General features: G+C 66.8%; 19 protein-coding genes, 1 tRNA gene and 1 pseudogene. 14 read left to right on the top strand and 7 right to left on the bottom strand.

Going from position 1 to position 21,762, the window contains the following annotated elements; genetic code table 11:
• Positions 1 to 145: 145 nt before the first annotated feature.
• Positions 146 to 922, top strand: a pseudogene (locus A9973_RS13975) (alpha/beta hydrolase); the annotation flags it as partial.
• Positions 923 to 981: 59 nt separating this feature from the next.
• Here A9973_RS13975 and A9973_RS13970 read toward each other — a convergent pair.
• Positions 982 to 1,443 (bottom strand): YkgJ family cysteine cluster protein, encoded by a 462-nt coding sequence (locus A9973_RS13970; protein ID WP_183014358.1) that lies wholly within the window; start codon positions 1,441 to 1,443, stop codon positions 982 to 984.
• 153 nt (positions 1,444 to 1,596) lie between these two features.
• Between A9973_RS13970 and A9973_RS13965 the strand changes: the two genes are divergently transcribed.
• Positions 1,597 to 2,217: a DNA-3-methyladenine glycosylase I gene (locus A9973_RS13965; protein ID WP_183014357.1), complete on the top strand. Its 621-nt coding sequence runs from the start codon at positions 1,597 to 1,599 to the stop codon at positions 2,215 to 2,217.
• On the opposite strand, the gene A9973_RS13960 is transcribed toward A9973_RS13965, so the two are convergent.
• The gene (locus A9973_RS13960) at positions 2,186 to 4,126 is read right to left on the bottom strand and encodes an LTA synthase family protein (protein ID WP_183014356.1); all 1,941 of its coding nucleotides are present in this window, start codon (positions 4,124 to 4,126) and stop codon (positions 2,186 to 2,188) included. The two genes, A9973_RS13965 and A9973_RS13960, sit on opposite strands and share 32 nt — an antisense overlap.
• Positions 4,127 to 4,483: 357 nt before the next feature.
• On the opposite strand from A9973_RS13960, the gene A9973_RS13955 reads away from it, so the two are divergent.
• A complete protein-coding gene (locus A9973_RS13955) occupies positions 4,484 to 6,568 on the top strand; it encodes an AsmA family protein (RefSeq protein ID WP_183014355.1) in 2,085 nt (694 codons plus the stop codon).
• 26 nt (positions 6,569 to 6,594) lie between these two features.
• On the opposite strand, the gene A9973_RS13950 is transcribed toward A9973_RS13955, so the two are convergent.
• Positions 6,595 to 8,190, bottom strand: a complete 1,596-nt coding sequence (locus A9973_RS13950) for a diguanylate cyclase (RefSeq protein ID WP_183014354.1) — start codon at positions 8,188 to 8,190, stop codon at positions 6,595 to 6,597.
• 11 nt (positions 8,191 to 8,201) lie between these two features.
• Positions 8,202 to 8,846, bottom strand: coding sequence for a TetR/AcrR family transcriptional regulator (locus tag A9973_RS13945; protein ID WP_183014353.1), 645 nt, complete (start codon positions 8,844 to 8,846; stop codon positions 8,202 to 8,204).
• A 115-nt stretch (positions 8,847 to 8,961) separates the two neighbouring features.
• On the opposite strand from A9973_RS13945, the gene A9973_RS13940 reads away from it, so the two are divergent.
• The 11 genes from A9973_RS13940 (at position 8,962) to A9973_RS13890 (ending at position 19,391) form a co-directional block, all read left to right on the top strand.
• A complete protein-coding gene (locus A9973_RS13940; RefSeq protein ID WP_183014352.1) occupies positions 8,962 to 9,708 on the top strand; it encodes an SDR family oxidoreductase in 747 nt (248 codons plus the stop codon).
• Between the two features lie 164 nt (positions 9,709 to 9,872).
• A tRNA-Lys gene (locus A9973_RS13935) sits at positions 9,873 to 9,948 on the top strand.
• Between the two features lie 157 nt (positions 9,949 to 10,105).
• On the top strand, positions 10,106 to 10,909 hold the full coding sequence (locus A9973_RS13930) for a hypothetical protein (protein WP_183014351.1): 804 nt from the start codon (positions 10,106 to 10,108) through the stop codon (positions 10,907 to 10,909).
• 109 nt (positions 10,910 to 11,018) lie between these two features.
• Complete coding sequence (locus A9973_RS13925; protein ID WP_183014350.1) at positions 11,019 to 12,023, top strand: ligase-associated DNA damage response exonuclease; 1,005 nt, start codon at positions 11,019 to 11,021, stop codon at positions 12,021 to 12,023.
• 21 nt (positions 12,024 to 12,044) lie between these two features.
• Entirely contained in the window at positions 12,045 to 13,649 is a 1,605-nt protein-coding gene (locus A9973_RS13920; protein WP_183014349.1) for an ATP-dependent DNA ligase, read from the top strand.
• A complete protein-coding gene (locus tag A9973_RS13915) occupies positions 13,646 to 16,111 on the top strand; it encodes a ligase-associated DNA damage response DEXH box helicase (protein WP_183014348.1) in 2,466 nt (821 codons plus the stop codon). Before A9973_RS13920 ends, A9973_RS13915 begins: the two co-directional genes overlap by 4 nt.
• On the top strand, positions 16,092 to 16,754 hold the full coding sequence (gene pdeM / locus A9973_RS13910; RefSeq protein WP_183014347.1) for a ligase-associated DNA damage response endonuclease PdeM: 663 nt from the start codon (positions 16,092 to 16,094) through the stop codon (positions 16,752 to 16,754). Before A9973_RS13915 ends, pdeM begins: the two co-directional genes overlap by 20 nt.
• Before the next feature lie 114 nt (positions 16,755 to 16,868).
• The gene (locus A9973_RS13905; protein WP_370539488.1) at positions 16,869 to 17,507 is read left to right on the top strand and encodes a hypothetical protein; all 639 of its coding nucleotides are present in this window, start codon (positions 16,869 to 16,871) and stop codon (positions 17,505 to 17,507) included.
• Positions 17,508 to 17,603: 96 nt separating this feature from the next.
• Positions 17,604 to 18,278, top strand: a complete 675-nt coding sequence (locus A9973_RS13900; RefSeq protein WP_183014346.1) for an HAD family hydrolase — start codon at positions 17,604 to 17,606, stop codon at positions 18,276 to 18,278.
• A 130-nt stretch (positions 18,279 to 18,408) separates the two neighbouring features.
• On the top strand, positions 18,409 to 19,056 hold the full coding sequence (locus A9973_RS13895; RefSeq protein WP_183014345.1) for an OmpA family protein: 648 nt from the start codon (positions 18,409 to 18,411) through the stop codon (positions 19,054 to 19,056).
• An 8-nt stretch (positions 19,057 to 19,064) separates the two neighbouring features.
• Positions 19,065 to 19,391 carry a 4a-hydroxytetrahydrobiopterin dehydratase gene (locus tag A9973_RS13890; RefSeq protein ID WP_183014344.1) on the top strand — a complete coding sequence of 109 codons (327 nt, stop codon included), beginning with the start codon at positions 19,065 to 19,067 and terminating at the stop codon, positions 19,389 to 19,391.
• Here A9973_RS13890 and A9973_RS13885 read toward each other — a convergent pair.
• Genes A9973_RS13885 through A9973_RS13875 form a run of 3 tightly spaced genes read right to left on the bottom strand, consistent with a single transcriptional unit; the run spans position 19,388 to position 21,698 of the window.
• Positions 19,388 to 19,852: a MarR family transcriptional regulator gene (locus tag A9973_RS13885; protein ID WP_183014343.1), complete on the bottom strand. Its 465-nt coding sequence runs from the start codon at positions 19,850 to 19,852 to the stop codon at positions 19,388 to 19,390. The two genes, A9973_RS13890 and A9973_RS13885, sit on opposite strands and share 4 nt — an antisense overlap.
• The gene (locus A9973_RS13880) at positions 19,849 to 20,076 is read right to left on the bottom strand and encodes a hypothetical protein (protein WP_183014342.1); all 228 of its coding nucleotides are present in this window, start codon (positions 20,074 to 20,076) and stop codon (positions 19,849 to 19,851) included. Before A9973_RS13880 ends, A9973_RS13885 begins: the two co-directional genes overlap by 4 nt.
• Positions 20,073 to 21,698, bottom strand: a complete 1,626-nt coding sequence (locus A9973_RS13875) for an FAD-dependent monooxygenase (RefSeq protein ID WP_183014341.1) — start codon at positions 21,696 to 21,698, stop codon at positions 20,073 to 20,075. Before A9973_RS13875 ends, A9973_RS13880 begins: the two co-directional genes overlap by 4 nt.
• Between the last annotated feature and the right edge of the window lie 64 nt (positions 21,699 to 21,762).

Genomic DNA, 21,762 nt, shown 5'->3' with positions numbered 1-21,762 from the left:
CGCGGCCGATCCGCCTCTACGCCTTTACGCATCTTCACGTTTCTCCGACATTTTTGCGGATCTTCATCTGCGCCCTCTCCCTAGTATGGCGGCACGGGGTGGTCAAAGGTTCGTTCGTCCACCCGCGATGTTCCTGGGGTGAGAAATGAATGACCTTTTGAGGCCACGGCGCACCGGCGCGTTGCTTATCCATGGGTTGGGCGGTACGGAATTCGATATGGGCGCGCTGCACAAGGTGCTGGCGCGCGCCGGCGTGGAGACGCATGGCGTGACCTTGCCCGGCCACGCCGGACAGCCGGAAGACCTGCTGGACGTGCGGGTGGTAGACTGGATGGAGGTGGTGACGCGGCGCTATCGCGAGCTGTGCGGGCAATACGAGGTCGTGCATGTGATCGGCATGTGCCTGGGGGCGCTGCTGGCCGTGGAACTGTGCAAGCGCGAATCGCACACGCGCGGCGCGCTGGTGGCGCTGTCGGCGCCCGTGTTCCTGGACGGCTGGAGCACCCCCTGGTATCGCGGCCTGCGGTACCTGCTGTACCACGTGCCGGGCGTGCCGCGCCGGATCCGGGTGCAGGAAGAGGACCCTTATGGCGTGAAAAGCGAACTGGTGCGCGCCTTCATCAAAGCGGGCTTCGCGCGGGGCGACGGGTTCCACTACCAGTGGGTGCCGCTGGCTTGCGTGCGGCAGGTGGACCGCCTGCGCGGCATGGTCCAGCAAGGGCTTGGGCAACTGGAGTGCCCGACGTTGATCATGCACGCCGAGGAAGATGAACTGACCAGCCCGCGGTCGGCGCGTTTCCTGGGCTCGCGCATCCCCGGGGCGACGGTGGTGATGCTGCAAGACAGCTATCACATGATCTGCGTCGACCGCGAACGCGACCGCGTCATGCGCGGCGTGTTGACGTTTCTGGGCAAGGATCCCGAGCTGGTGCGGGCGCGCAAGCGTCCTGCGGCGGCTGCTGCGACGGCGGTCGTGGCGGATCAGGCCGCGGCGGGCTGGTCCGGAAGCAGCGGGCCTTGCGGATCGTTTTCCGCATCCGGGCGCGCCGGCACCGGCGGCAAGCCAAGCCCTATCCGCAGGCGCTGGCAATCGGGGTTGGGCGAGCCGTCGGGCATCCAGATGTCGAATTCCCGGCAGGGCGTGGGGCGGTTTTCGTAGATGGCGCAGTGGATGCCGGGCTGGCCGAGTTCGCCGCGCAGCGAGATGCAGCGGCCGCCGCCCAACTCGGTGCCTTTCATGCAGGCGCGCAGCGGACTCATCTGGGTGACGAGTTCCACCGGAACCTGGCCGCCGTTTTCGCCTGCCAGTTCGCCGCAATAGAACGACACCCTGAAGTGCGAGCAACAGGCTCCGCAATCAAGGCAGGGGTTGGCGTCCGGGCTGTCGCCGGCCAGCACGGCGGGTGACACGAACGTCAGGACAGCGGTCTCTAGCAGGGACATGGGGAAAAGAGTCGAAAAGGCCTGTCCAGGCCCCGGCCGGCGGGGGATCAGGGGCGCAAATAGTAGCGGGATTCGGACTGCGGCCGCTACGACTTTTTTCGGGGACGTTGCTGGGGTAGCATCGGTGGCCTGACTGCCGCCTGGAGCAATGCCTTGAACGCGAAAACCGAATTCCCCGACGGCCTGGCCCGTTGCGGCTGGGTGGATACCTCCGCCGAATACATGGCCTATCACGACAACGAATGGGGCCGCCCGCAAGGCGACGACCGCGCCTTGTTCGAACAGCTTTGCCTGGAAGGTTTTCAGTCCGGCCTCAGCTGGCGCACCATCCTGAACAAGCGGCAGGCCTTCCGCCACGGTTTCGCGGATTTCGACCCGGCCAAAATGGCGCGGTTCGGCGAAAAGCAGGTGCTGGCCTTGCTGGCCGACGCCGGCATCGTCCGGCATCGCGGCAAGATCGAAGCCGTGATCAACAACGCGGCCCGCGCCCTGGAAATGATTGAAAAAGAAGGCTCGCTGGCGGCGTTCTTCTGGCGCTTCGAAGCCCCGGCGGGCGCGCCCTCCACCTTGGGCGCATCAACGTCCGAGCAATCTATCGCCTTGTCCAAGGCGCTGAAGAAGCTGGGCTGGAAGTTCGTGGGGCCCACCACCGTCTACGCGTTCATGCAGTCGGTGGGCATGGTGAACGATCACAGCCCCGGGTGCCATTGCCACGCGCTTAGCCAAAAAGCGCGCAAGGACTTCACGCGGCCGGCGGGCCGGCGGCCGGCGTAGCGGCGGGTGCGGCGGCCTGTTCGGGCACTAGGCCCGGCAGGCTGTAGCGGCCTTCGCGGTAGGCCCAGCTGGGCCATAGTGCGTGCGCCAGCGCCTCGGTCGCAAGTTCCGGGTTCAACGCCACGGGCGCGTAGTCTTCCGGCGCGGTGTAGCGGTACTGCACGGGCGTCTTGTTGGGCGCCAGCACCAGCAGATCGTTTTCTTTCAGATAGCCGTAGGTGCTGTCGTACTGCATGATGGCGCGGCCCGGCGTGCTGCGCGTCAGGTCGTGGCCGATCATCGGGTGTTCGGTATCCACGCCGATCAGCGACAGCAGGGTCGGCGGCAGGTCGATCTGGCTGATCAGGCGGTCGTCGCGGCGCGCTTCGATGCCCGCGCCCAGGATCACGGCCGGAATGTGGAAGTGACGCACCGGCACCAGGCTGGCGCCGAACACACGGGAATCGTGATCGGCGGCCACCAGGAAGACGGTGTTCTCCCAATACGGAGAGGCCTTGGCGCGTTCGAAGAAGCGGCCCAGGGCCCAGTCCGCATAGCGCACGGTGTTTTCCACGGTGGCCGGGTTGCCTTCCGTCTGAATGCGGCCGGCGGGGTACTCCCAGGGCGAATGGTTCGACACGCTGAAGGCCAGCGTGAAGGTCGGCTGGTCGCCGTCTTCGCGCAGCAGCCGGTCAAGCTGGTTGAACATGTCTTCGTCCGACGCGCCCCAGGTGCCCACGAAGGCGGGGTCCACGAAGTCGGCGCGGTCAACGATCTGCTTGAAGCCGTTGCCCAGGAAAAAGCCCTTCATGTTGTCAAAGTGCGATTCGCCGCCATAGATGAAGCGCGAGTGGTAGCCGTGACGGCCCAGCAGGTCGGCCAGCGAGAAAAAGCCGCGTTGTGAACGGGGCAGCTTCAGCACCGCTTGCGCCGGGGTGGGCAGGAATCCGGTAACCACCGCTTCCAGCCCGCGCACCGAGCGCGTGCCGGTCGCGTAGGCGCGTGTAAAGGTCCACGATTCTCGCGCCAGCGCGTCCAGCTCCGGCGTCAGGTCGGCGCCGCCCAGTCCCGCGCTGTACTGCGCGCCCAGGCTTTCTTCCAGGATGATCACCAGGTTGAGCGGACGCGGCGTCTTGCGCGTGGCGGGCTGGCGGTGCAGGCTGGGGTAGTCGGGGTTGGCGGGGGGATTGGGCAGCCCGGATTGCGCCAGCACCAGATCGTGCATCTTGGCGTCGTCCATGCCGCCGTACACGTCCGAGGCCGACTTCTCGTTCTTCATGCTGTAGATCGCGTAGAACACGTTGTAGAGCGAGTTCAAGGCCAGCGTGTTGAGCATGCCGTCGGAGCTGTAGGCGACCGAGGACGGGTTGATGGGGCGGTGGCCCAGCGTGCCGCGGATCGCCAGGATGACGATGGCCAGGATGGCCACGCTGGCAAGCGGCATCTGCCACCAGGTCAGTTGCGCGTCGGGCAGGGTGTAGCCGAACAAGCCGTACGCGAGCCAGCCGATCACCGCTACGCCGCCCAGGCCGCCCAGCAGCGCAAGCTTGTATCCGCGCCAGAGCATGCCCGAGACTTCGCGCGGGTGCTTCAGATATTCCACGAACAGCCGGTTGGGCCGCGTGTCGTATTCCAGGATGAAAGGGGGCGAGGCCGCCTCCAGGAAGGCCAGCAGGATGAATGCCGCCAGATACCAGTAGCCCGTGATCGTCGCGGCGATGGGGAAGTGCCCGAGCAGCGGCGACAGCACGGCCGGCAACGCGGCCAAGACGGCGATCTGATGCGCGTCGATGCGCAAGCCGCCCAGCAGCAGCGGGAAGAGGCCGCCGGCATTGCGCACGCGCTGCCATTGCCAGGCGGCCAGCGCCAGGCGGCTCAGCGTCAGCAGCGCAAATGCCGCGACCACGAAAATCAAGGTTGAATGCCGCATCGGGCCTCCAGGTTGTTCTGCTATCCGACCCGGTGGGGTGGAATCGATCGTCCGCGCATTGGAGCAGGGGGCGCGTTGAAAATTCAGTGAGTTACCGCAATCCGGTCACTTTTCCGGCGGCCATAGCCATTTCTTTTTGTAACTTCCCGGTGCCTGGCCGGGAACACGGCGTGCTGCGCAAACCCGCAGGCGGCGATGGGTCGCCGCGCGGCGCAGGCTGCCGGGCGCTTCGCGGGCGGAAAGATCCGCACACATTATGGGGCCGGTTGGCTTAACCCTTGCAGTAGGCCGCGATACCCTTGCAGATAACAGAGGGCCGGCGGCTGTAGGCTGGCCACAACGCCAAGGATAATAACCATGACGCGCACAAGAAAAATAGCGATCGGGATTGTAGGGGGTCTGGCCCTCGTCGTGCTGGTGCTGGGAGTGGTGATCGCCACTTTCGACTGGAACCGCGCCAAACCCATGATCAACGAGCGCGCCAGCGCCGCCATCGGGCGTCCCTTCGCCATCAACGGCGACCTGAGCGTCAAATGGGAGCGCGAGCCCGATGAGGGCGGATGGCGTGCCTGGGTGCCATGGCCGCACGTCATCGCCAACGACATCTCGGTCGGCAATGCGCCCTGGGCGAAGGCCCCTTATTTCGCCACGCTCAAGCGCGGGGAGTTCAGCCTGGCGCTGCTGCCGCTCTTGAACCAGCGGGTCGTCATCCGCCGCATCCAGCTGACTGAACCCGCCGCCGACCTGGAACGGGTGGCCGATGGCCGCGCCAATTGGGTTTTCACCATGCCCGATACCGGCGAACCCTCGCCCTGGGTGCTGGACATCAATGAAATCGGCTTCGACAAGGGCCGCGTCGGGCTGGTCGACGAAATCCTCAAGGCCGACCTGACGGTGCTGGTGGACCCGCTGGGCAAACCGGTGCCGTTCGCGGATGTGGCCGGCGCCGCATTCGTGCCGGAAGATGGCGCGGCGCCCGCGCCCCGCGATTACGTGTTCGGCTGGAAGGTGGACGGCAAGTTCAAGGGGCTGGCCACCAAGGGCGAAGGCAAAGTCGGCGGGATGCTGGCTTTGCAGGATGCCAGGCAGCCGTTCCCGGTGCAGGCCGATGTCGCCATCGGAGGCACCAAGGCGTCGGTGACCGGGACCTTGACGGATCCGGTCAACCTGGGCGCACTCGACCTGCGGCTGAAACTGTCGGGTGCTTCGATGGCGCAGCTGTATCCGCTGACGGGCGTGACCTTGCCGGATACGCCGCCTTATTCCACCGACGGGCATCTGGTCGCCAAGTTGAAGAACCCCGGCGGCGCGGTGTTCGACTACAAGGATTTCAACGGCAAGGTGGGCGGCAGCGACCTGCATGGCGACATCAGCTTCGCATTGGGCGCGCCGCGGCCGAAACTCACCGGCAAGCTGTCGTCCAGGCAGTTGCGCATGGTCGACCTGGGGCCGCTGATCGGCGTGCCCGCTGGCGGCACGCCGGCGGCGCCCGCCGACCGCGCCAAGGACGCGCCCGCCAAGCCCAAGGGCGGCAAGGTGTTGCCCACGCAGGCCTTCCGCACCGACCGTTGGCGCGATATGGACGCCGACGTCGCCCTGGATGCGGGGCGCATCGTGCACGACAGCAAGCTGCCGTTGTCGGACCTGTCCGTGCACGTGGTGCTGCAAGACGGCAAGCTGACGCTCGACCCGTTCCGGTTCGGCATGGCCGGCGGCAACATCAACGGCACCATCAAGCTGGACGGCGCCAATGAAGCGCTGACCGGGCGCGTCGACCTGCACGCGCGCCGCATGCGGTTGAAGCAATTGTTCCCGGCGACCGAGGCCATGCAGAAGACGCTGGGCGAACTGAACGGCGATCTGGCGATCAGCGGCACCGGCAACTCGGTGGCCGCCTTGCTGGGCTCGGCCACGGGCGATGTGAAGATGCTGGTCAACGACGGCGTCATCAGCCGCAGCCTGATGGAGATAGCGGGGCTGAACGTGGGCAACTACGTGATGTCCAAACTGTTCGGCGACGACGAGGTGAAGATCAATTGCGGGGCGGCCGATCTGGGAATGAAGAACGGCGTGATGACGCCGCGGGTGTTCGTGTTCGATACCGAGAACGCGCTGATCAGCATTACCGGCACCGCCGATTTCAAGAACGAAACGATGGATATGGACATTACCCCGGACAGCAAGGGATTCCGCATCTTCTCGTTGCGGTCGCCGCTGTATGTGCGCGGCACCTTCGGCTCGCCGGACGTGGGCGTGCATGTGCTGCCGCTGGCGGCGCGCGGCGCGGGCATGGTGGCATTGGGCGTGCTGTTGACGCCGGCGGCCGGTTTGCTGGCGCTGATCGCACCCAGCACGACCGATGAGAACGCCTGCGCCCCGTTGCTGGAGCAGATGCGCAAGCCGCCCAAAGCGCCGGCGCCAGCCGCGCCCAAGGGGAAGTGAGGGAAGAGGGGCGGAAAATCGCCTCGTCAGCCAGGCGAGACGCGGCGCGAGCCGTCGCGCACATCGTCGTCGGCGACGCACACGGCGTTGCGGCCCTGGTTTTTCGCGTAGTAGAGCGCCTGGTCGGCGCGTTGGAAGACGGCATCCAGCGTGGCGCCGTGGTCGGGGTAGCGCGCCACGCCCGCCGAGACCGTGATTGGCGAGTCGATGGCGCCGGGGGCGGGCTGCGCGGCCAACCGCTGGCGCAGGCGCTCGGCGGCGGATACGGCAGCCGCGAGCGACGCGCCCGGCATCAGGATGACGAATTCTTCCCCGCCGGAACGCGCCAGCGTGTCGCCGCTGCGCGAGCCCTCACTCATCAACGTGGCCAGGGCCTGCAACGCGCGGTCGCCGGCGGTGTGGCCGTAGCGGTCGTTGATGCGCTTGAAGTGGTCGATGTCGATGACCATCAGCGCCACCGGGGACTCGTCGGCCTGCAGCATCGCCAGCGCTTCATCCAGGCCGCGCCGGTTGAGCAGGCCCGTCAGGGTGTCGGTCGTGGTTTCGCGGCGCAGGTCACGGATCTTGTGATGGATCGACGCCAATCCCATGAGCAGCGCGCGTTTCAGCTGCGCGGCTTCGAAATACCAGGAGCGGACGTTGCGGATGCGCGAGGCCGAGTCCGGATCCTGCATGTGCCGGGCGATGCCCGCCAATTCGCCCAGCGGCCGCGCGATCCAGCGCGACAGCAGCCAGATCGACACCACCGACAGCAGCAGCAGGGGCAGGGCGTTTTCCGCAGTGGCCATGACCAGGTCGCTTAGCGGTTGCAGCGTGCTGGCCACCGGCCGCTGCGCGATGATGCTCCAGCCGGTGCTGGGCACCGGCGCATAGCCCGCCAGCATGTCGCGACCCTGGCTGTCGGTGAAGCGCCGCTCTCCGGTCTCGCCGCGCAGGGCGGCCGCGAAGACCTCGTCGTCGGGCGCCTTGTGGCCAAGCAGGCTGCGGTCGGGGTGATAGATCAGCGTGCCGTTGCGGTCCATCACATACAGGAAGGAGTCGTCGCGATAGAAATGCTGGCCCAGCAGGCGGTCCAGCGCATTGTCCTCATGCAGGTACAGCGTGCCGGCGATGTACCCCAGATACCGGTAATCGCGCGAGAAGATGGGATACGAATACAAGATCAGCCAGCGGCCGGTGCTGGTCTGGTAGGGTTCGCTGATGATCGGTTGCTTGGTGCGGAGGGCGGTTTTGGAGGCGTCGCTGGTCAACTGCTGGCCCAGCAGTTCCGGGTAGGCGGACGATACGGCGATCACCTTGCCGTCCGGCGATACGATGATGCTGGAATTGAAGTGCCCCAACTGCTCTTGCTGGCGCCGCGTTTCGTCGGCCATCAGCGCGGGGCGGGTCTCCATGTCGGCCAGCACGTCGGCGCTGTAGGCCAGATACCGCCGCACGTCGTTCAGAAAGGTGTCGGTGGTGGACGCCAGCTTCGAGGCGTAGACGCGGTTGACCTCCAGCGCGTTGTGCAGCAGCAGGTCGCGTTGCACCAGATAGCTGGCGTGCAGGCCGCCGGCAACCACCAGAATGACCGACAGCAGGCTGATCCACAGGATGAGGCGCCGAAGGTCGAAGCGGATCATGGCCGTATCCGTCAGTTGCGAGCGCTGCCCGGCGGAAGGCCGGAAAGCGGCAGGCCTCCGGTCAGGGCATCCCAGGCGCACATGGCCTGGCGCGCCACGCCTTGCAGCGTCTTGCGGCTGGCGCCGTCGCGCGCCTGGATGGACATGCCGTGCAGGACGGTCGTGTAGAAGGCCGCAAGGCTCTTCGTATCGGCGCTGGCCGGCAATTCGCCCTGCGCGACGCCCGCGTTCAGTCGGGCCAAAATTCGGCCTTGCATGTCGCGGCGGTTATCGCACAGGAACCCGCCGACGCTGGCGTGGTTGACGCTGCCGGACGGCGCGCCCAGCACGATCATGCAGCCGGGAGGCTGGCCAGGGGCGGTGAAGCGTTCGGCCGCGGACATCAGCATGGACTGGATGCCGCCGCGCGCGGTGGGCGCGTCTTGCAGCGCGCGCCGCGACGAACCGCCTTCCGTTTCGCGGTAGAGCTCGACGGCTTCGCGAAATAGTCCTTCTTTTGAGCCGAATGCGCCGTATAGGCTGGGCGAGTTGATGCCCATCGCTTCCGTCAGATCGGTCAGCGATGCTCCTTCATATCCCTTCGACCAGAAGACTTCCATGGCCTTTTGCAAGGCCTGGGCCCGGTCGAAGTTCCGGGGGCGCCCACGTTCTGCCATGCCGCGATTTTACCTGCGACAGATATTTTGTGTTGATCGATAAAAAAATGATTGACGGGCGGATCGTGGTGCAGCGATGATATTTGTGCTGATCACTACAAATTAAGGACGAGCGATGGGTAACCTGACTGGAAAAGTGGCATTCGTGACGGGCGGCAGCCGGGGCATCGGTGCGGCCATCGTGCGGCGGTTGGCGGCCGACGGCGCCGATGTGGCGTTCACCTATGTCAGCGCGTCGTCAGCCGGCGCCGCGCAGGCGCTGGCCAAGGAATTGACCGTGGACGGGCGCCGCGCGCATGCGATCCAGGCCGACTCTGAAGACGCGCTGGCAGTTCGCCAGGCGGTGGAAGCGGCCATCAAGGAACTGGGTCCGGTGGATGTGCTCGTCAATAACGCTGGCATCTTTGTCGCTGGGGTGATCGGCGACACCAGCCTGGACGAGTACGAGCGGACGATGGCCATCAACGTCCGTGCGCCTTTCGTCGCGATCCGCACCGCGCAGGCGTCGATGCCGGACGGCGGCCGCATCATCAATATCGGCAGCTGCCTGGCCGTCCGTGCGGGCCGCGCCGGCGTGGCTTTGTACGCTGCCAGCAAGGCCGCGCTGGTCGGGCTGACCCAAGGCCTGGCGCGCGACCTGGGCACGCGCGGCATCACCGTCAATGTGGTGCATCCCGGCCCGATCAACACGGACATGAATCCGGCGGACGGCGAACGCGCGGGCGAACTGGTGGCCGTGCTGTCCTTGCCGCACTATGGCGAAACGCGCGACATCGCCGGAATGGTGGCGTTCCTGGCGGGCCCCGAAGGACGCTACATCACGGGCGCGAGCCTGGCCGTGGATGGCGGCTTCGCGGCCTGATGCCGCGGGTCTGAAAAGTTTTTTCGCACGTGACTTGCACAAACCAAAAAACCTACATATAATCTTGCTTCTTCGCACTACACACATAACGAAACGCAGGCAGCGGCAACGCACTGGCAACAGTGAAGCGCAGCTGAAAGTGAATCGGAAATGAGTGGATTGCAGGGCTGTTAGCTCAGTTGGTAGAGCAGCGGACTCTTAATCCGTAGGTCGAGTGTTCGAGCCACTCACAGCCCACCAGAATTCAAAAACGCCTTAGCCGCCTAGCGACTAAGGCGTTTTTTCTTTGCCTGGCCGAACCGATCGAAATCTGATCGCCGCATGGATAGCTCATGCATGGCTCACGCATGCCGCATGCAGGTAAAGTTGGCGCATTCCCCTGACTCGAGCACGGCACATGTCAACGACCTTCGACGACGTCTACCTGATCACCCCCAAGCAAGTGCTGGCCCGTTCCGACGAGGTCGACGCGCTTTCCCGTTGGCTGGGCGCGGATCTGCCCGCCGGCTATCGGCAATTCGTCACGAGGTTGGGCCGAGGGACCTACTGCGGCCGGCTGATGGTGATGATGCCGGCGCAGATTCAGGCCGAATGCGAATCCGAACGCGCTTTTGTCCGGGAGCACTTCGACGACTTTTGGGGCGGGGACAGTTCGCTCTCGATGCAGGACGCGGCGCAAGGCGTTCCGTTTGCCGGCACGGTCGACGGCGACAAGATCCTTTACAGCGTCGTTCGCCGGCAGCTATTCGTTTTGCCTCGGCATGGCGACGAGGTCCTCTGGATGCCGCGAAGCCTGAATGACCCGTTGGACTGGGGGCTGCCTGCCCGGGAAGATGAACGCCGCTATTTCGATTCGCAAATCGATCGCGGCATCGTTGAACTGTTCACCTCCGGATCGTTTTCGATTTCCGACCTTGCGGAACGCATCTTGCGGCGTTGGCTGCCCGCCCATCGGATCGATGCGGCGTGGGGCACCCGCCTGTTCCTGCCCGATATTCATGGCGCGGTTCAACTGACGCAAGCGCCGGGCGACACGCGCGTGGGCGTTCGCCTGGAATTCGATAACGCCGCGGGCGGTCTGGTGGAGCCTTTCTTGGCGGAGCTGGTGGCCCAGGGTTTCCGGGAAACCTGGCGCTACCAGGGCACGACGGACAGGGCCACCGACAGCACGACGACAAGCACGACAAGCGTCAGGATGTGAGGGGTTCGCATATTTCCTTTTGGAGTATCGTGAATCGTTTCCAACCCGCGGCGTAACAGCCTGCGGGACCTGACCGCCCCGTCAGCAAGCGCTGTGCCCGGAGAGCCCCATGCGCGATGTCGTGCAATTGCGTCCCGAAGGCCTGTACTGCCCGGCAGGCCAGTTCTACATCGACCCGTGGCGGCCGGTGGCCACCGCCGTGCTGACCCACGGCCACGGCGATCACGCCCGGGTGGGAATGGGCTGCTATCACACCAGCGCCGAAGGCCTGCCGATCCTGCAATGGCGATTGGGCGATCAAGACTATCGCGTGCATGGGTACGGCCAAGCGTTCGTCCTGGGCAATGCCCGCGTATCGCTGCATCCGGCCGGCCATGTGCTGGGCTCCGCGCAAGTGCGCATCGAGGCCGACGGCCAGACCTGGGTCGTGTCCGGCGACTACAAGCGGCAGCCAGACCCCACGTGCAGCCCGTTTGAAGTCGTTCCTTGCGACACCTTCATCACCGAAGCCACGTTCGGGCTGCCGATCTATCGTTGGCCCGGCACGGCGGACGTCGCGCGGGACATCGCGCAATGGCGCGACCACTGCGCGGCGCGCGGCGAGGCGGCCATTCTTTATTGCTATGCGTTGGGCAAGGCGCAGCGCGTCCTGGCCGAACTCAAGCCGTTCATCGACCGGCCAGTCTACGTGCATGGCGCCATCGCGGCCGGCGTGGACGTATACCGGCAAGCGGGCATCGATATGGCCGAGACACGGCTGGTGATCGACGCCGACGGCGACTCGCCGGCATCAAGGGCCGGCTTTGCGGGAGAGCTGATCATCGCGCCGCCGTCGGCCGCCGGCAGTACGTGGCTGCGGCGTTTCCGCAAGGCCCAGCACGGCTTCGCATCGGGCTGGATGCGGTTGCGGGGCAACCGGCGGCGCCGCAACATGGATCGTGGCTTTGTCGTGTCGGACCACGCGGATTGGCCGGATTTGCTGCGCACCATCCACGACACCGGCGCGCGCCGCGTCATCGCCACGCATGGCGACACCGACGCGCTGGTGCGCACGCTGAACGAAGGCGGCGTGGCGGCCGAAACGCTGGCCACCCAATATGGTGAAGACGACTAGACATCGGAGGCGCACCCGGGCATGAAGCGATTCGCAGCGCTGTACCAAGAGCTGGACCGCAGCACCGCCACCCTGGACAAGCGCGGCGCGCTGGCCGCGTACTTCCGGGATGCGCCGCCACGCGATGCCGCCTGGGCGCTGTACTTGCTTGCCGGCGGAAAAATCACCAGCGCGCGGCGCAAGATCGCGGGCGTGGCCGAACTGCGTGCGTGGACGGCGGCCGCGTCGGGCACGGCGCCCTGGCTGGTCGACGCCAGTTACGACCAGGTCGGCGACCTGGCCGAAACGCTGGCGTTGCTGATGCCCGATCCCGCTCGACCCGCGCCGGAGCGCGGCTTGGCGGACTGGATCGAAGAGCGGTTGCTGCCTGTCGCCAACCGCGACGAGGCCGAGCGGCGCGAGGTCATCGTATCGGCTTGGCTCGGCCTGCCATTTGATGAACGGCTGGTCTTCAACAAGCTGCTGACGGGCGCGTTGCGCGTCGGCGTATCCCAACGCATGGTGCAGCAGGCGCTGGCGGAGATGTCGGGCGTGCCCATCGCGCGAATCGCCCAGCGGATGCTGGGCGCCTGGGAGCCCAGCCCGGCCTTTTTGCGCGACCTGCTCAGTGCGGAGGATCTGCCCGGCGACCGCCAGCAGCCATACCCGTTCTTTCTGGCGTCGCCGTTGGAAGGTCCGCCGTCGGCGCTTGGCCCCATCGACGACTGGTTGCTGGAGTGGAAGTGGGACGGCATCCGCGCACAGCTGATCCGGCGCCATGGCGAGGTGGCGTTGTGGTCGCGGGGCGAAGAGCGCCTGGACGGCCGCTTTCCCGAAGTCGAAGCCGCCGCTGCGGCGCTGGATGTGGACTGCGTGCTGGATGGCGAACTGCTGGCATGGCAGGAGGACGCGGCGCAGCCCATGCCGTTCTCTGCGTTGCAAACGCGGATCCAACGGTTGAAACCGGGCCCCAAGTGGTTGGCCGACGCGCCCGTTCGAATGCTGGCCTACGATCTGCTGGAACTGGACGGCGCCGACTTGCGCGAACTGCCCCAGGCCGAGCGCCGCCGGCAACTGGAAGCGTTGTTGCGCCGCCAACCCGATGCGCGTCTAGGCCTTTCGCCGCTGGTGGCGCCCGTCAGCTGGGAAGTCGCCGCCGCGCTGCGCGAGGAAGCGCGCGAACGCGGCGTGGAAGGCTTCATGCTGAAGCGCCGCAGCGCGGGCTACCAGAGCGGACGGCGGCGGGGCGACTGGTGGAAGTGGAAGGTCGAGCCGTTGACGATCGACGCCGTGCTGCTGTACGCGCAGGCCGGCCACGGCCGCCGCAGCACGCTCTACACCGACTACACCTTCGGCTTGTGGCAGGGCGACACGCTGGTGCCTATCGCGAAAGCCTATTCGGGCCTGGACGATAAAGAGATCCTGGCGCTGGACCGCTGGCTGCGCGCCCACACGCGCGAACGCTTCGGCCCGGTACGGTCGGTCGAGCCGGTCCAGGTCTTCGAGCTGGGTTTCGAAGGCGTCAACCTGTCCAAGCGCCACAAGTCCGGCGTGGCCGTGCGCTTTCCCCGCATCCTGCGGTGGCGGCACGACAAGCCCGCCGCCGAAGCGGATCAACTGGACACGTTGAAGGCGCTGGCGCGATGACGGCAACGCCGCGCGGATGGGATGCGCCCCTGTCGGCTTGGTTCCAGGCGCATGGCTGGAAGCCGGCGGCGTTTCAGCGCGAGACCTGGCGCCGCTATCTGCATGGCGAATCCGGCCTGCTGCACACGCCGACCGGCAGCGGCAAGACACTGGCTGCGTTTGGCGGGCCGCTGCTTGAAGCCTTGGCCGATCCCGCCTGGGTCCAGGACACGACAGGCGCGGGGCCACGGGTGCTGTGGGTGACGCCGCTGCGCGCGTTGGCGGCCGATACCACGCGGGCGTTGGCTCAAACCGCCCATGAGCTGGAGGTCGATTGGACCGTCGCGTTGCGGACGGGCGACGCCAGCGCGCGCGACAAGCGCCTGGCTCGCCAAGGCAAGGCGGACGTGCTGGTGATCACGCCGGAGTCGCTGGCGCTGTTGCTGTCTTATGCGGATGCGTCGCAGCGTTTTCGCGCCCTGCGCTGCGTCGTGGTCGACGAATGGCATGAACTGCTGGGCAACAAGCGCGGCGTGCTGCTGCAGCTGTGTCTGGCGCGTTTGCGCCGCCTGTCGCCAGGCCTGCGCACGTGGGGGCTGTCGGCCACGCTGGGAAATCTGGACGAAGCCCGCTCGGTGTTGTTGCCGCATGCGCCGGATAGCCCGCTGGTCGCCGGTGCCGCGCCGCGCAAGGTCGTCATTTCGACGCTGTTGCCGAAGCGCGACGGCGCCTTGCCGTGGGCCGGGCACCTGGGGCTGTCTCAGTTGCCGCGCGTGTTCAAGCGCTTGTTCGATGTCCAGACCAGTCTGCTGTTCACCAACACCCGCGCGCAGGCCGAGCTATGGCATCGCGCGCTGGCATCCATCTGGCCCGAAGCGGCGTCCACGCTGGCGCTGCATCACGGCTCGCTGGATCCCAAATTGCGGGCGCAAGCCGAACAGGGCCTGCGCGACGGCGTCATGCGCTGCGTGGTGGCGACGTCGAGCCTGGATCTGGGCGTCGACTTTCCCGCCGTGGACCAGGTGCTGCAGATCGGCAGCCCCAAAGGCGTCGCCCGGCTGTTGCAGCGTGCCGGCCGCGCCAGGCACCGGCCCGGCGAATCCGGCCATGTGATCTGCGTGCCGGCCCAAGCGCTGGAGCTGATCGAATACGCCGCCGCCCGGCAGGCGATTGCGCAGGGCGCCATCGAATCGCGGCCGCCGCCGCGCGGCAGCCTGGATGTGCTGGCGCAGCACGCGGTCACCCTGGCGCTGGGGGGCGGCTTCGAGGCCGCTGCGCTGTATGAGGAGGTCCGAGGCACGCATGCCTACGACAGCCTGGACGCCGTCATGTGGCAGGCCGTGCTGGATTTCATCGTCCAAGGCGGCCGCGCGCTTGCGAACTATCCCGAGTTTCGCCGGGTGCAACGGGATGACGACGGTTGCTTTCGCGTCCATGACCGCCGCATCGCGTTGCGACATCGGTTGTCGATCGGCACCATCACCGCCGACGGCGCCGTCTCGGTGAAGTACCTGCGGGGCGGGGGGCTGGGGTCGGTGGAAGAGGGGTTCCTGGCGCGCCTGCGCCCAGGGGATCACTTCCAGTTCGCCGGCCGGACGCTGGAACTGGTGCGGCTGGAAGGCATGACCGCCTATGTGCGCCGCGCCAAGGGCGGTAACGGACCCGTGGCGACCTGGCAGGGCGGCCGCATGCCGCTGTCGACCCAATTGGCGCGCGAGGTCGAAAGCCTTTTCGCCCATCCGGGGCGGCATGCCGAGATGCGCGCCGTGGAGCCGCTGCTGCGGATCCAGCGCGAGGCCAGCGGGCTGCCCGACCCCGGCCGCCTGTTGGCCGAGCGCATCGCCACGCGTCGCGGCATGCACCTGTTCTTGTTCCCTTTCGCCGGCCGCGCCGTACATGAAGGCATGGCGGCCACCATTGCGCTGCGTTGGGGGCGCCGGCAGGCCAACACGTTTTCCTATACGGTCAACGATTACGGGTTGATGCTGACGCTGGCCGAGCCCGCGGATCTGGACGACGCGCTGCTGCGCGAATTGCTCAGCCCCGAGCAGTTGGCCGGCGATCTGCGCGACGGCGTCAACCTGGGAGAGTTGGCGCGCCGCCAGTTCCGCGAGATCGCCCGCGTGGCCGGCTTGCTGACGCCTTCGCTGCCAGGACGCGCGGCGCGCTCCCTGCGTCAGGTGCAGGCCTCCAGCGGGCTGTTGTACGACGTGCTGCGCCGCTACGATCCCGACCACCTGCTGTTGGCGCAAGCCGAAAGGGAAGTTCTTGAAATCCAGTTGGAAGCGCCACGCCTGCTGGCCGCCTTGCACGATTGCTCGAGGCGGTCGTTGGACTTGCGCGAACCCCGGGCCCTGACGCCGCTGTCTTTTCCGCTCTGGACGGATAGCCTGCGTGGTCAGCTCAGCACGGAAACCTGGCAGGCCCGCGTCAAGCGCGCCGCCGCCCAACTGGAGAAGCGCTATGCCCGGATCGCGGGATGAAGGGCTTTGCATCAAGCTGGCGGACGAACCCGTGGTGCTATTGGGCGATCGCGCCATGTTCTGGCCGGCGCGGTCGCGTCTGATCATCGCGGATCTGCATCTGGGCAAGAGCCACGTCTTCCGCCAGGCGGGCATCGCCGTCCCGCAGGGCGCAACCCGGGATGACCTGATGCGACTGGACCAACTGCTCGAATCCACCGCCGCGGCGGGGCTATGGATCGTGGGCGACATGCTGCATGGTCCGATGGACCGGGCGGGCTGGCGCGACACCTGGACGCAATGGCGCAAGCGGCACGCCACGCTCGACGTGGCGGCGCTGACTGGCAACCATGACCGCGCGCTGGACGGGGCGGTGCTGGACATCAGGCAACTGGGCGAATCGGCGACCGACGGGCCATTCCTGTTCCGGCATCTGCCCTGCGCCGATCCGCACGGCCGGCATGTCATCGCGGGCCACGTGCATCCCAAGACCCGCGTGCCCGGCGTCCCCCGCAGTTGGCCCGCATTCTGGCTGCGGGAAAGCATGACCGTGCTGCCTGCGTTTTCCGACTTCACGGGCGGCCAGGTCGTCGGCGCGGGCGACGGCAGCGCCCTGGTGGCGTGTGTGGAAGGCAGCGCCTTGGCGATCGGATTCGCGTCGTAGACGGGATGACGGGCGCGAATGCCGCCTGCCGTTAACATGGGCAACGGGAGGAAAAAATGCGCAAAAGAGAGTTCGCCGTGTTGACGTCGCCGGGCATGCTTTTGGGAGGCAAGTGTGGTTGACCGCCCGCCGCACGCCTCGGTGGCCGAGGGTGGCGACGGCATCCAGGCCGCGGTCTATACCCGCTGGCATCAATTGTCGGTGCCGTTGGCGTTCGCGCTGGCCGCCGGCGGTTTCATGCTGGTGGTGTTCAACCGCGGCCCGATGCTCTGGGCGGCCATCGTCGCATTGGCGGGCCTGCTTGTCCCGCCCCTCGTAGCCTTCAAAGGCTTTCCCACCCGCAACCGGGTCACCGTGACGGCCGACGGGCTGGCATTCTCGCGGCGGGCGCCGGTCGCCTTTGCCGATCTGACCCGTTGGGGCACCGACGATTTCCTGAAATTGGTCCGGCCGGGGCATTCCACGCTGCTTGTCAGCGCGGTCGACCTGCCCAACCGCGAGCGCCTGCTGCGCGAATTCCAGGCTGCGCTTCAGGCTTGGCAGAAGCGGCAACCCGCTGGAACGGATCCGGCGCGCCGGACCTATTTCTACGGTTCGACGGGAGCCCGCCTGATCGGTGCGGTGATCACCGCCCTGGGCGTGGGGTCAGCCGTGATGGCGCTGAACCTGCGCGAACCGTCGGTGTCGCTGGCGATCGTCGGAGGCTTGGGGGCGTTGTTCGGGTTGGCGATGCTGATGGGCAAGCGGGTCTGAGTTAAGCCTGGGCTTAACGATGGGTAAAGGCCCGCTACATCACAGCAGGCGTGCGGCTCTTTATAGTGGCCGCATTGCCATCCATGGAGCGCCCGCATGTCCCACACGCCTGATTTTCCCGACACCTCCGCGCCATCCGGCTATCCGCGCGCGGTCCTGTTCGACTTGCTGACCGCCTTGCTGGATTCGTGGACGGTCTGGAACCGGGCGGCGGGCACCGAGGCCCTGGGCCGCGCCTGGCGCGCCGACTATCTGCGTCGCACTTATGGATGCGGTGCCTATCAGCCGTATGAGCAATTAGTGCAGGAAGCGGCGGCCGCAGTCGGCCTGCCGGCCAGCGCCCCGGATGCGCTGGAAGCGCATTGGGCCGAATTGCCCGCCTGGGACGGGGCGCGCGAGCTGTTGCAGGCGTTGCGGCCGCACTGCCGGCTGGGTGTGGTTACCAACTGTTCCGACCGTTTGGGCCGCCAGGCTGCCAGCCTGCTGGGGATCGATTGGGACGTGGTGGTGACGTCCGAGGAGGCCGGTTTCTACAAGCCTGATCCGCGGCCGTACGCATTGGCGTTGGAGCGCTTGCAGGTGCCGGCGGCGGATGCCGCGTTCGTCGCCGGGTCGGGGTACGACCTGTTCGGCACCAGCAAGGTGGGGTTGCGCACGTACTGGCACAACCGGGTGGGACTGTCGTTGCCGCCAGGCGCGCCGGCGCCGGAACGGGAGTCGCCGCGGCTGGAAGACGCGTTGCCCTGGCTGGCTGGGTTCCGCAACCGCTGAACGCAAGCCGCCCGCAGTCGGTTTTGGGCCGATCTGCCAGTACAAAATGTTGCCGGTCCGGCTGTTCGCGCTTGCTAGCATGGTTTACACCGGAATGATCCGGCGTACCGACGGGATAGTGGAGGTTGCCATGAACTCAAGACCGATGTTCAACCGGATCGCGGTGGTTGCGGCGGCAGGGGCGTTGCTGGCGGGTTGCGCCACGCAACAGCAGACGAACACCGCCGTGGGCACGGGGGCGGGGGCTGCGGTCGGCGCCGGCATCGGCGCGTTGATCGGGCACGGCAAGGGGGCCGCCATCGGCGCCGGTATCGGTGCGGTGGCGGGCGGCCTGGTGGGCTACAACTGGAAGGTCGTCAAAGAGGACGTGCAGCAGTCCGGCGCATCGTCGCTTGGGATCGACGTCGTGGAAATGCCCGACGGCAGCTTGAAGGTCAATATCCCCAGCGGCGTGTCGTTCGACACGGACAAGACGCAGTTGAAGCCCGCGTTGCTGCCGGTGCTGGACAGCGTAGCGCGTTCGCTCAACCAGCATCCGGAACTGCGCGCCAAGGTGGTCGGCCATACCGACAGCACGGGCGCGTTGGCGCATAACCAGACCTTGTCGGTGAATCGAGCCAAGAGCGTGACGGACTATCTGGCCAAGCAAGGGGTGGCGGCCGGCCGCATGGCGGTGGAAGGACGCGGCCCGAACGATCCCATCGGCGATAATGCGACCGCCGAAGGGCGCGCACTGAACCGTCGCGTAGAGATCTACCTGTACGCGGTCAAGCAATAGGGGCTGTCATGAGCATGTTTCCTCCCGCCCGTATCGGCACCGATATCGCCGTGGCCGCGTTGTCCGGCTGGCAGGCCGTGGCTACGCGCGACGCCATCGAGAAACGCTTCCGCTTTCCGAACTTCAACGCGGCATTCGGGTTCATGGCGCGGGTCGCCATGTTCGCGGAAAAGTTGAACCACCATCCGGAGTGGACCAACGTCTACAACCGGGTGGATGTGACGCTGACCACCCATGACGCCGGCGGCGTGACTGAACTGGACGTGCGCATGGCGCAGTTCATGGACGAGGCCGCGGCGCAGATGGGGGCCACGGCGCCGAAAACCGGCGCTTAGCCGTCTTCGCCGTCCGCGTCGTCTTCGCGGGCTTGCAGATGGTCGATCAGGCGATCCAGCATGTCGCCCAGGGCGCGCTGTTCGCCGGCATCCAGGCACGCGAAGATCTCGTCGTTTCGCTGTGCGATCAGCGTGATGATGCGCTGGTACTGCACCACGCCTGCCTCGGTCGGCGTCAGCACCACGCCGCGCCCGTCGGAGGCGGACAGCGTCTTTTCGACGAGCCCGCGTTCGACCAGCGCTTGCGCCGAACGGCTGGCCTGGCCTTTGTTCAGGTTCGCCGAGCGGGCTAGATCATTGACGGAAAGCGGTGCGTAGCGGCCGATCGCCGCCAGGCAGCGCGCCTCGCCCAAGGGAATGCCGCAGTCGGACAGATAGGCGCGATTCGTGTCCCGATCCGTGATCTTGTTGAGCACGTGCAGGCGGTAGGTCAGGAATCGTTCCAGGGCAGGCGTTTTCACGTCGGGCGGGCGGCAGTGGGGGCGGGATAGTTTGCCACAGCGTCGTCGCCCAGACAGGCGCTTTCCGCCTGCGTCAATAACGCCAGCGCGGATGCGGCGTCGGGCTGCCGGCTCAGCAGCGACAAGCCGAGTATCGACAGGAACAACGCCGCACGGGGTTCGCCCACGCGTGTCAGGGCTTGCGCCATGCCGGTGTACACCTGGTCCAGTTCTTGGTGGTTCATGCTTGGCTTTCCTTGTGCGCGGGCACGGCGATCGAGGGGTAGTAGGGGGCGAGGGCGGCGCGCAGGCTTGCCGCATCGGGGGCATGCCAGCGGCCCAGCACATAGCCGTCGGGGCGCAACAGGTAGACCGCGCCGTCCGCCGCGCCATAGCGTTGCCGAAGTTGGCCGTGCGCATCGTCCCAGCCGCCTTCGCCCACGCGCACGATCTGCAGCGGATGCGGCGCGCCCTGCGTGGCGGCGGCCAACGCGTCCAGATCCCCTGCCACCGAGGCGGCCGGAGATACCGCCAGCGCGACGAAGCCGCGGCCGAAGCACTCGCTCAGATAGCGTGTCGCGTCGCCGTCCTGCAGGCGCGCATCGGGCGCCGGCTGGCCGGGCGCGGCGGCGGCGCCGGCTTCCCGGGCGCCGTCGGCCAGGTTCAGCGGCGACGTGTCGTAGGAGATTGGCGCGGACTGGCGCGGGTTGATCAAGGACCGCACGGTATCGTCCGCAAGCGCCAGGCGCAGCGCGGCCTCGCGCATCAGGCGGAAGCCGAAATCCGGCGGCGCCATGAATTCGGTGCTCTTGGCGCCGTAGGCCAGGTTCTGGCGGGTGGCGTGTACGCGTTCGGTGCTGTAGCTGTCCAGCAGGCTGGCGGGCGCTTGGCCCTTCAGCACCCAGGCCAGTTTCCAGGCCAGGTTGCCGGCGTCGTCCAGGCCGGAGTTCAGGCCGCGCACGCCGAAGATCGGCACGAGGTGACCGGCGTCGCCGGCGAACAGCACGCGGCCGTGGCGGTACTGGTCCAGCGTCAGGCATTTGGCGTTGTAGATGGAAATCCACAGCGGCTTCCAGGGCGCGGTTTCGCCGATCATGTCCAGATGGCTTTGCACGCGCGGCAGGACGTTCTCGGGCTTGACGGCTTCTTCGGGATCTTCGTCGTCACGGATCTGATAGTCCACACGCCACACGTTGCCGGGTTGACGGTGCATCAGCAGCGTCGAACCGGGGTTGGAGGGCGGGTCGAACCAAGCCAGGCGTTCGACGGGGCGGCTGGACGCCTGCTCGATATCGACGATGACGTAGCGACCTTCGTACTGCATGCCTTCCAGTTTCAGGCCCATCGCTTCGCGCACCGTGCTGCGTCCGCCGTCGCAGGCGATCAGCCAGTCGGCGCGCACGGTCTGGTGCTGGCCATCGGCATCGACATCGACCGTCACGCCGTCCGTGTCAGCGCGCAGTCCCGTCACGCGCGCCGACCATTGCAACGCCGCCCGTCCGGGATGGCGCCGCATGGCCTGATGGGCGTATTCCTCGATCGCGTATTGCTGGATGTTGACCATCGGCGCATAGCGCTGCAGCGGGTCGTGCGGCATTTCAAAGTGCAGGACTTCGCGGTCGCGGTAGTAGCTGCGCCCGCCGGTCCAGGGCAGGCCGGTCGCCGTCAGAGGGCGGTCGGCGCCCGCCCAGCCCAGGATTTCCTGGGACCGGCGCGAGATGCAGATGGCGCGGCTGCCGGTGCAGTAATCGTCGTCGGCCTCCACCGTCAACGAGGCGATGCCGTATTCAGCCAGCAGGGCGGCAAGCGTCAGGCCGACGGGGCCGCCGCCAGCGATCAGGACGGGAACGTGCGAGGGGAGCGGCATCTTGTCTCCGATATGTAGTTGTGTGCGCAACTATATGCTTGATAAGTTGCGCACGCAACCAGTT

The sequence above is a fragment of the Achromobacter sp. UMC46 genome, assembly GCF_014170335.1.
Lineage (GTDB): Bacteria > Pseudomonadota > Gammaproteobacteria > Burkholderiales > Burkholderiaceae_B > Achromobacter.
The sequence above is the reverse complement of the archived record's forward strand: the minus strand, read 5'-3'. Positions and strand labels throughout refer to the sequence as shown.

Excerpts from the sequence above, each read along its gene's own strand:
- A9973_RS13955 (WP_183014355.1), top strand. The coding sequence starts at position 4,484 with ATGACGCGCACAAGAAAAATAGCGATCGGGATTGTAGGGGGTCTGGCC.
- A9973_RS13960 (WP_183014356.1), bottom strand. The coding sequence starts at position 4,126 with ATGCGGCATTCAACCTTGATTTTCGTGGTCGCGGCATTTGCGCTGCTG.
- A9973_RS13925 (WP_183014350.1), top strand. The coding sequence starts at position 11,019 with ATGCGCGATGTCGTGCAATTGCGTCCCGAAGGCCTGTACTGCCCGGCA.
- A9973_RS13890 (WP_183014344.1), top strand. The coding sequence starts at position 19,065 with ATGAGCATGTTTCCTCCCGCCCGTATCGGCACCGATATCGCCGTGGCC.
- A9973_RS13945 (WP_183014353.1), bottom strand. The coding sequence starts at position 8,846 with ATGGCAGAACGTGGGCGCCCCCGGAACTTCGACCGGGCCCAGGCCTTG.
- A9973_RS13940 (WP_183014352.1), top strand. The coding sequence starts at position 8,962 with ATGGGTAACCTGACTGGAAAAGTGGCATTCGTGACGGGCGGCAGCCGG.
- A9973_RS13880 (WP_183014342.1), bottom strand. The coding sequence starts at position 20,076 with ATGAACCACCAAGAACTGGACCAGGTGTACACCGGCATGGCGCAAGCC.
- A9973_RS13875 (WP_183014341.1), bottom strand. The coding sequence starts at position 21,698 with ATGCCGCTCCCCTCGCACGTTCCCGTCCTGATCGCTGGCGGCGGCCCC.
- A9973_RS13900 (WP_183014346.1), top strand. The coding sequence starts at position 17,604 with ATGTCCCACACGCCTGATTTTCCCGACACCTCCGCGCCATCCGGCTAT.
- A9973_RS13970 (WP_183014358.1), bottom strand. The coding sequence starts at position 1,443 with ATGTCCCTGCTAGAGACCGCTGTCCTGACGTTCGTGTCACCCGCCGTG.
- A9973_RS13895 (WP_183014345.1), top strand. The coding sequence starts at position 18,409 with ATGAACTCAAGACCGATGTTCAACCGGATCGCGGTGGTTGCGGCGGCA.
- A9973_RS13930 (WP_183014351.1), top strand. The coding sequence starts at position 10,106 with ATGTCAACGACCTTCGACGACGTCTACCTGATCACCCCCAAGCAAGTG.
- pdeM (WP_183014347.1), top strand. The coding sequence starts at position 16,092 with ATGCCCGGATCGCGGGATGAAGGGCTTTGCATCAAGCTGGCGGACGAA.
- A9973_RS13915 (WP_183014348.1), top strand. The coding sequence starts at position 13,646 with ATGACGGCAACGCCGCGCGGATGGGATGCGCCCCTGTCGGCTTGGTTC.
- A9973_RS13920 (WP_183014349.1), top strand. The coding sequence starts at position 12,045 with ATGAAGCGATTCGCAGCGCTGTACCAAGAGCTGGACCGCAGCACCGCC.
- A9973_RS13950 (WP_183014354.1), bottom strand. The coding sequence starts at position 8,190 with ATGATCCGCTTCGACCTTCGGCGCCTCATCCTGTGGATCAGCCTGCTG.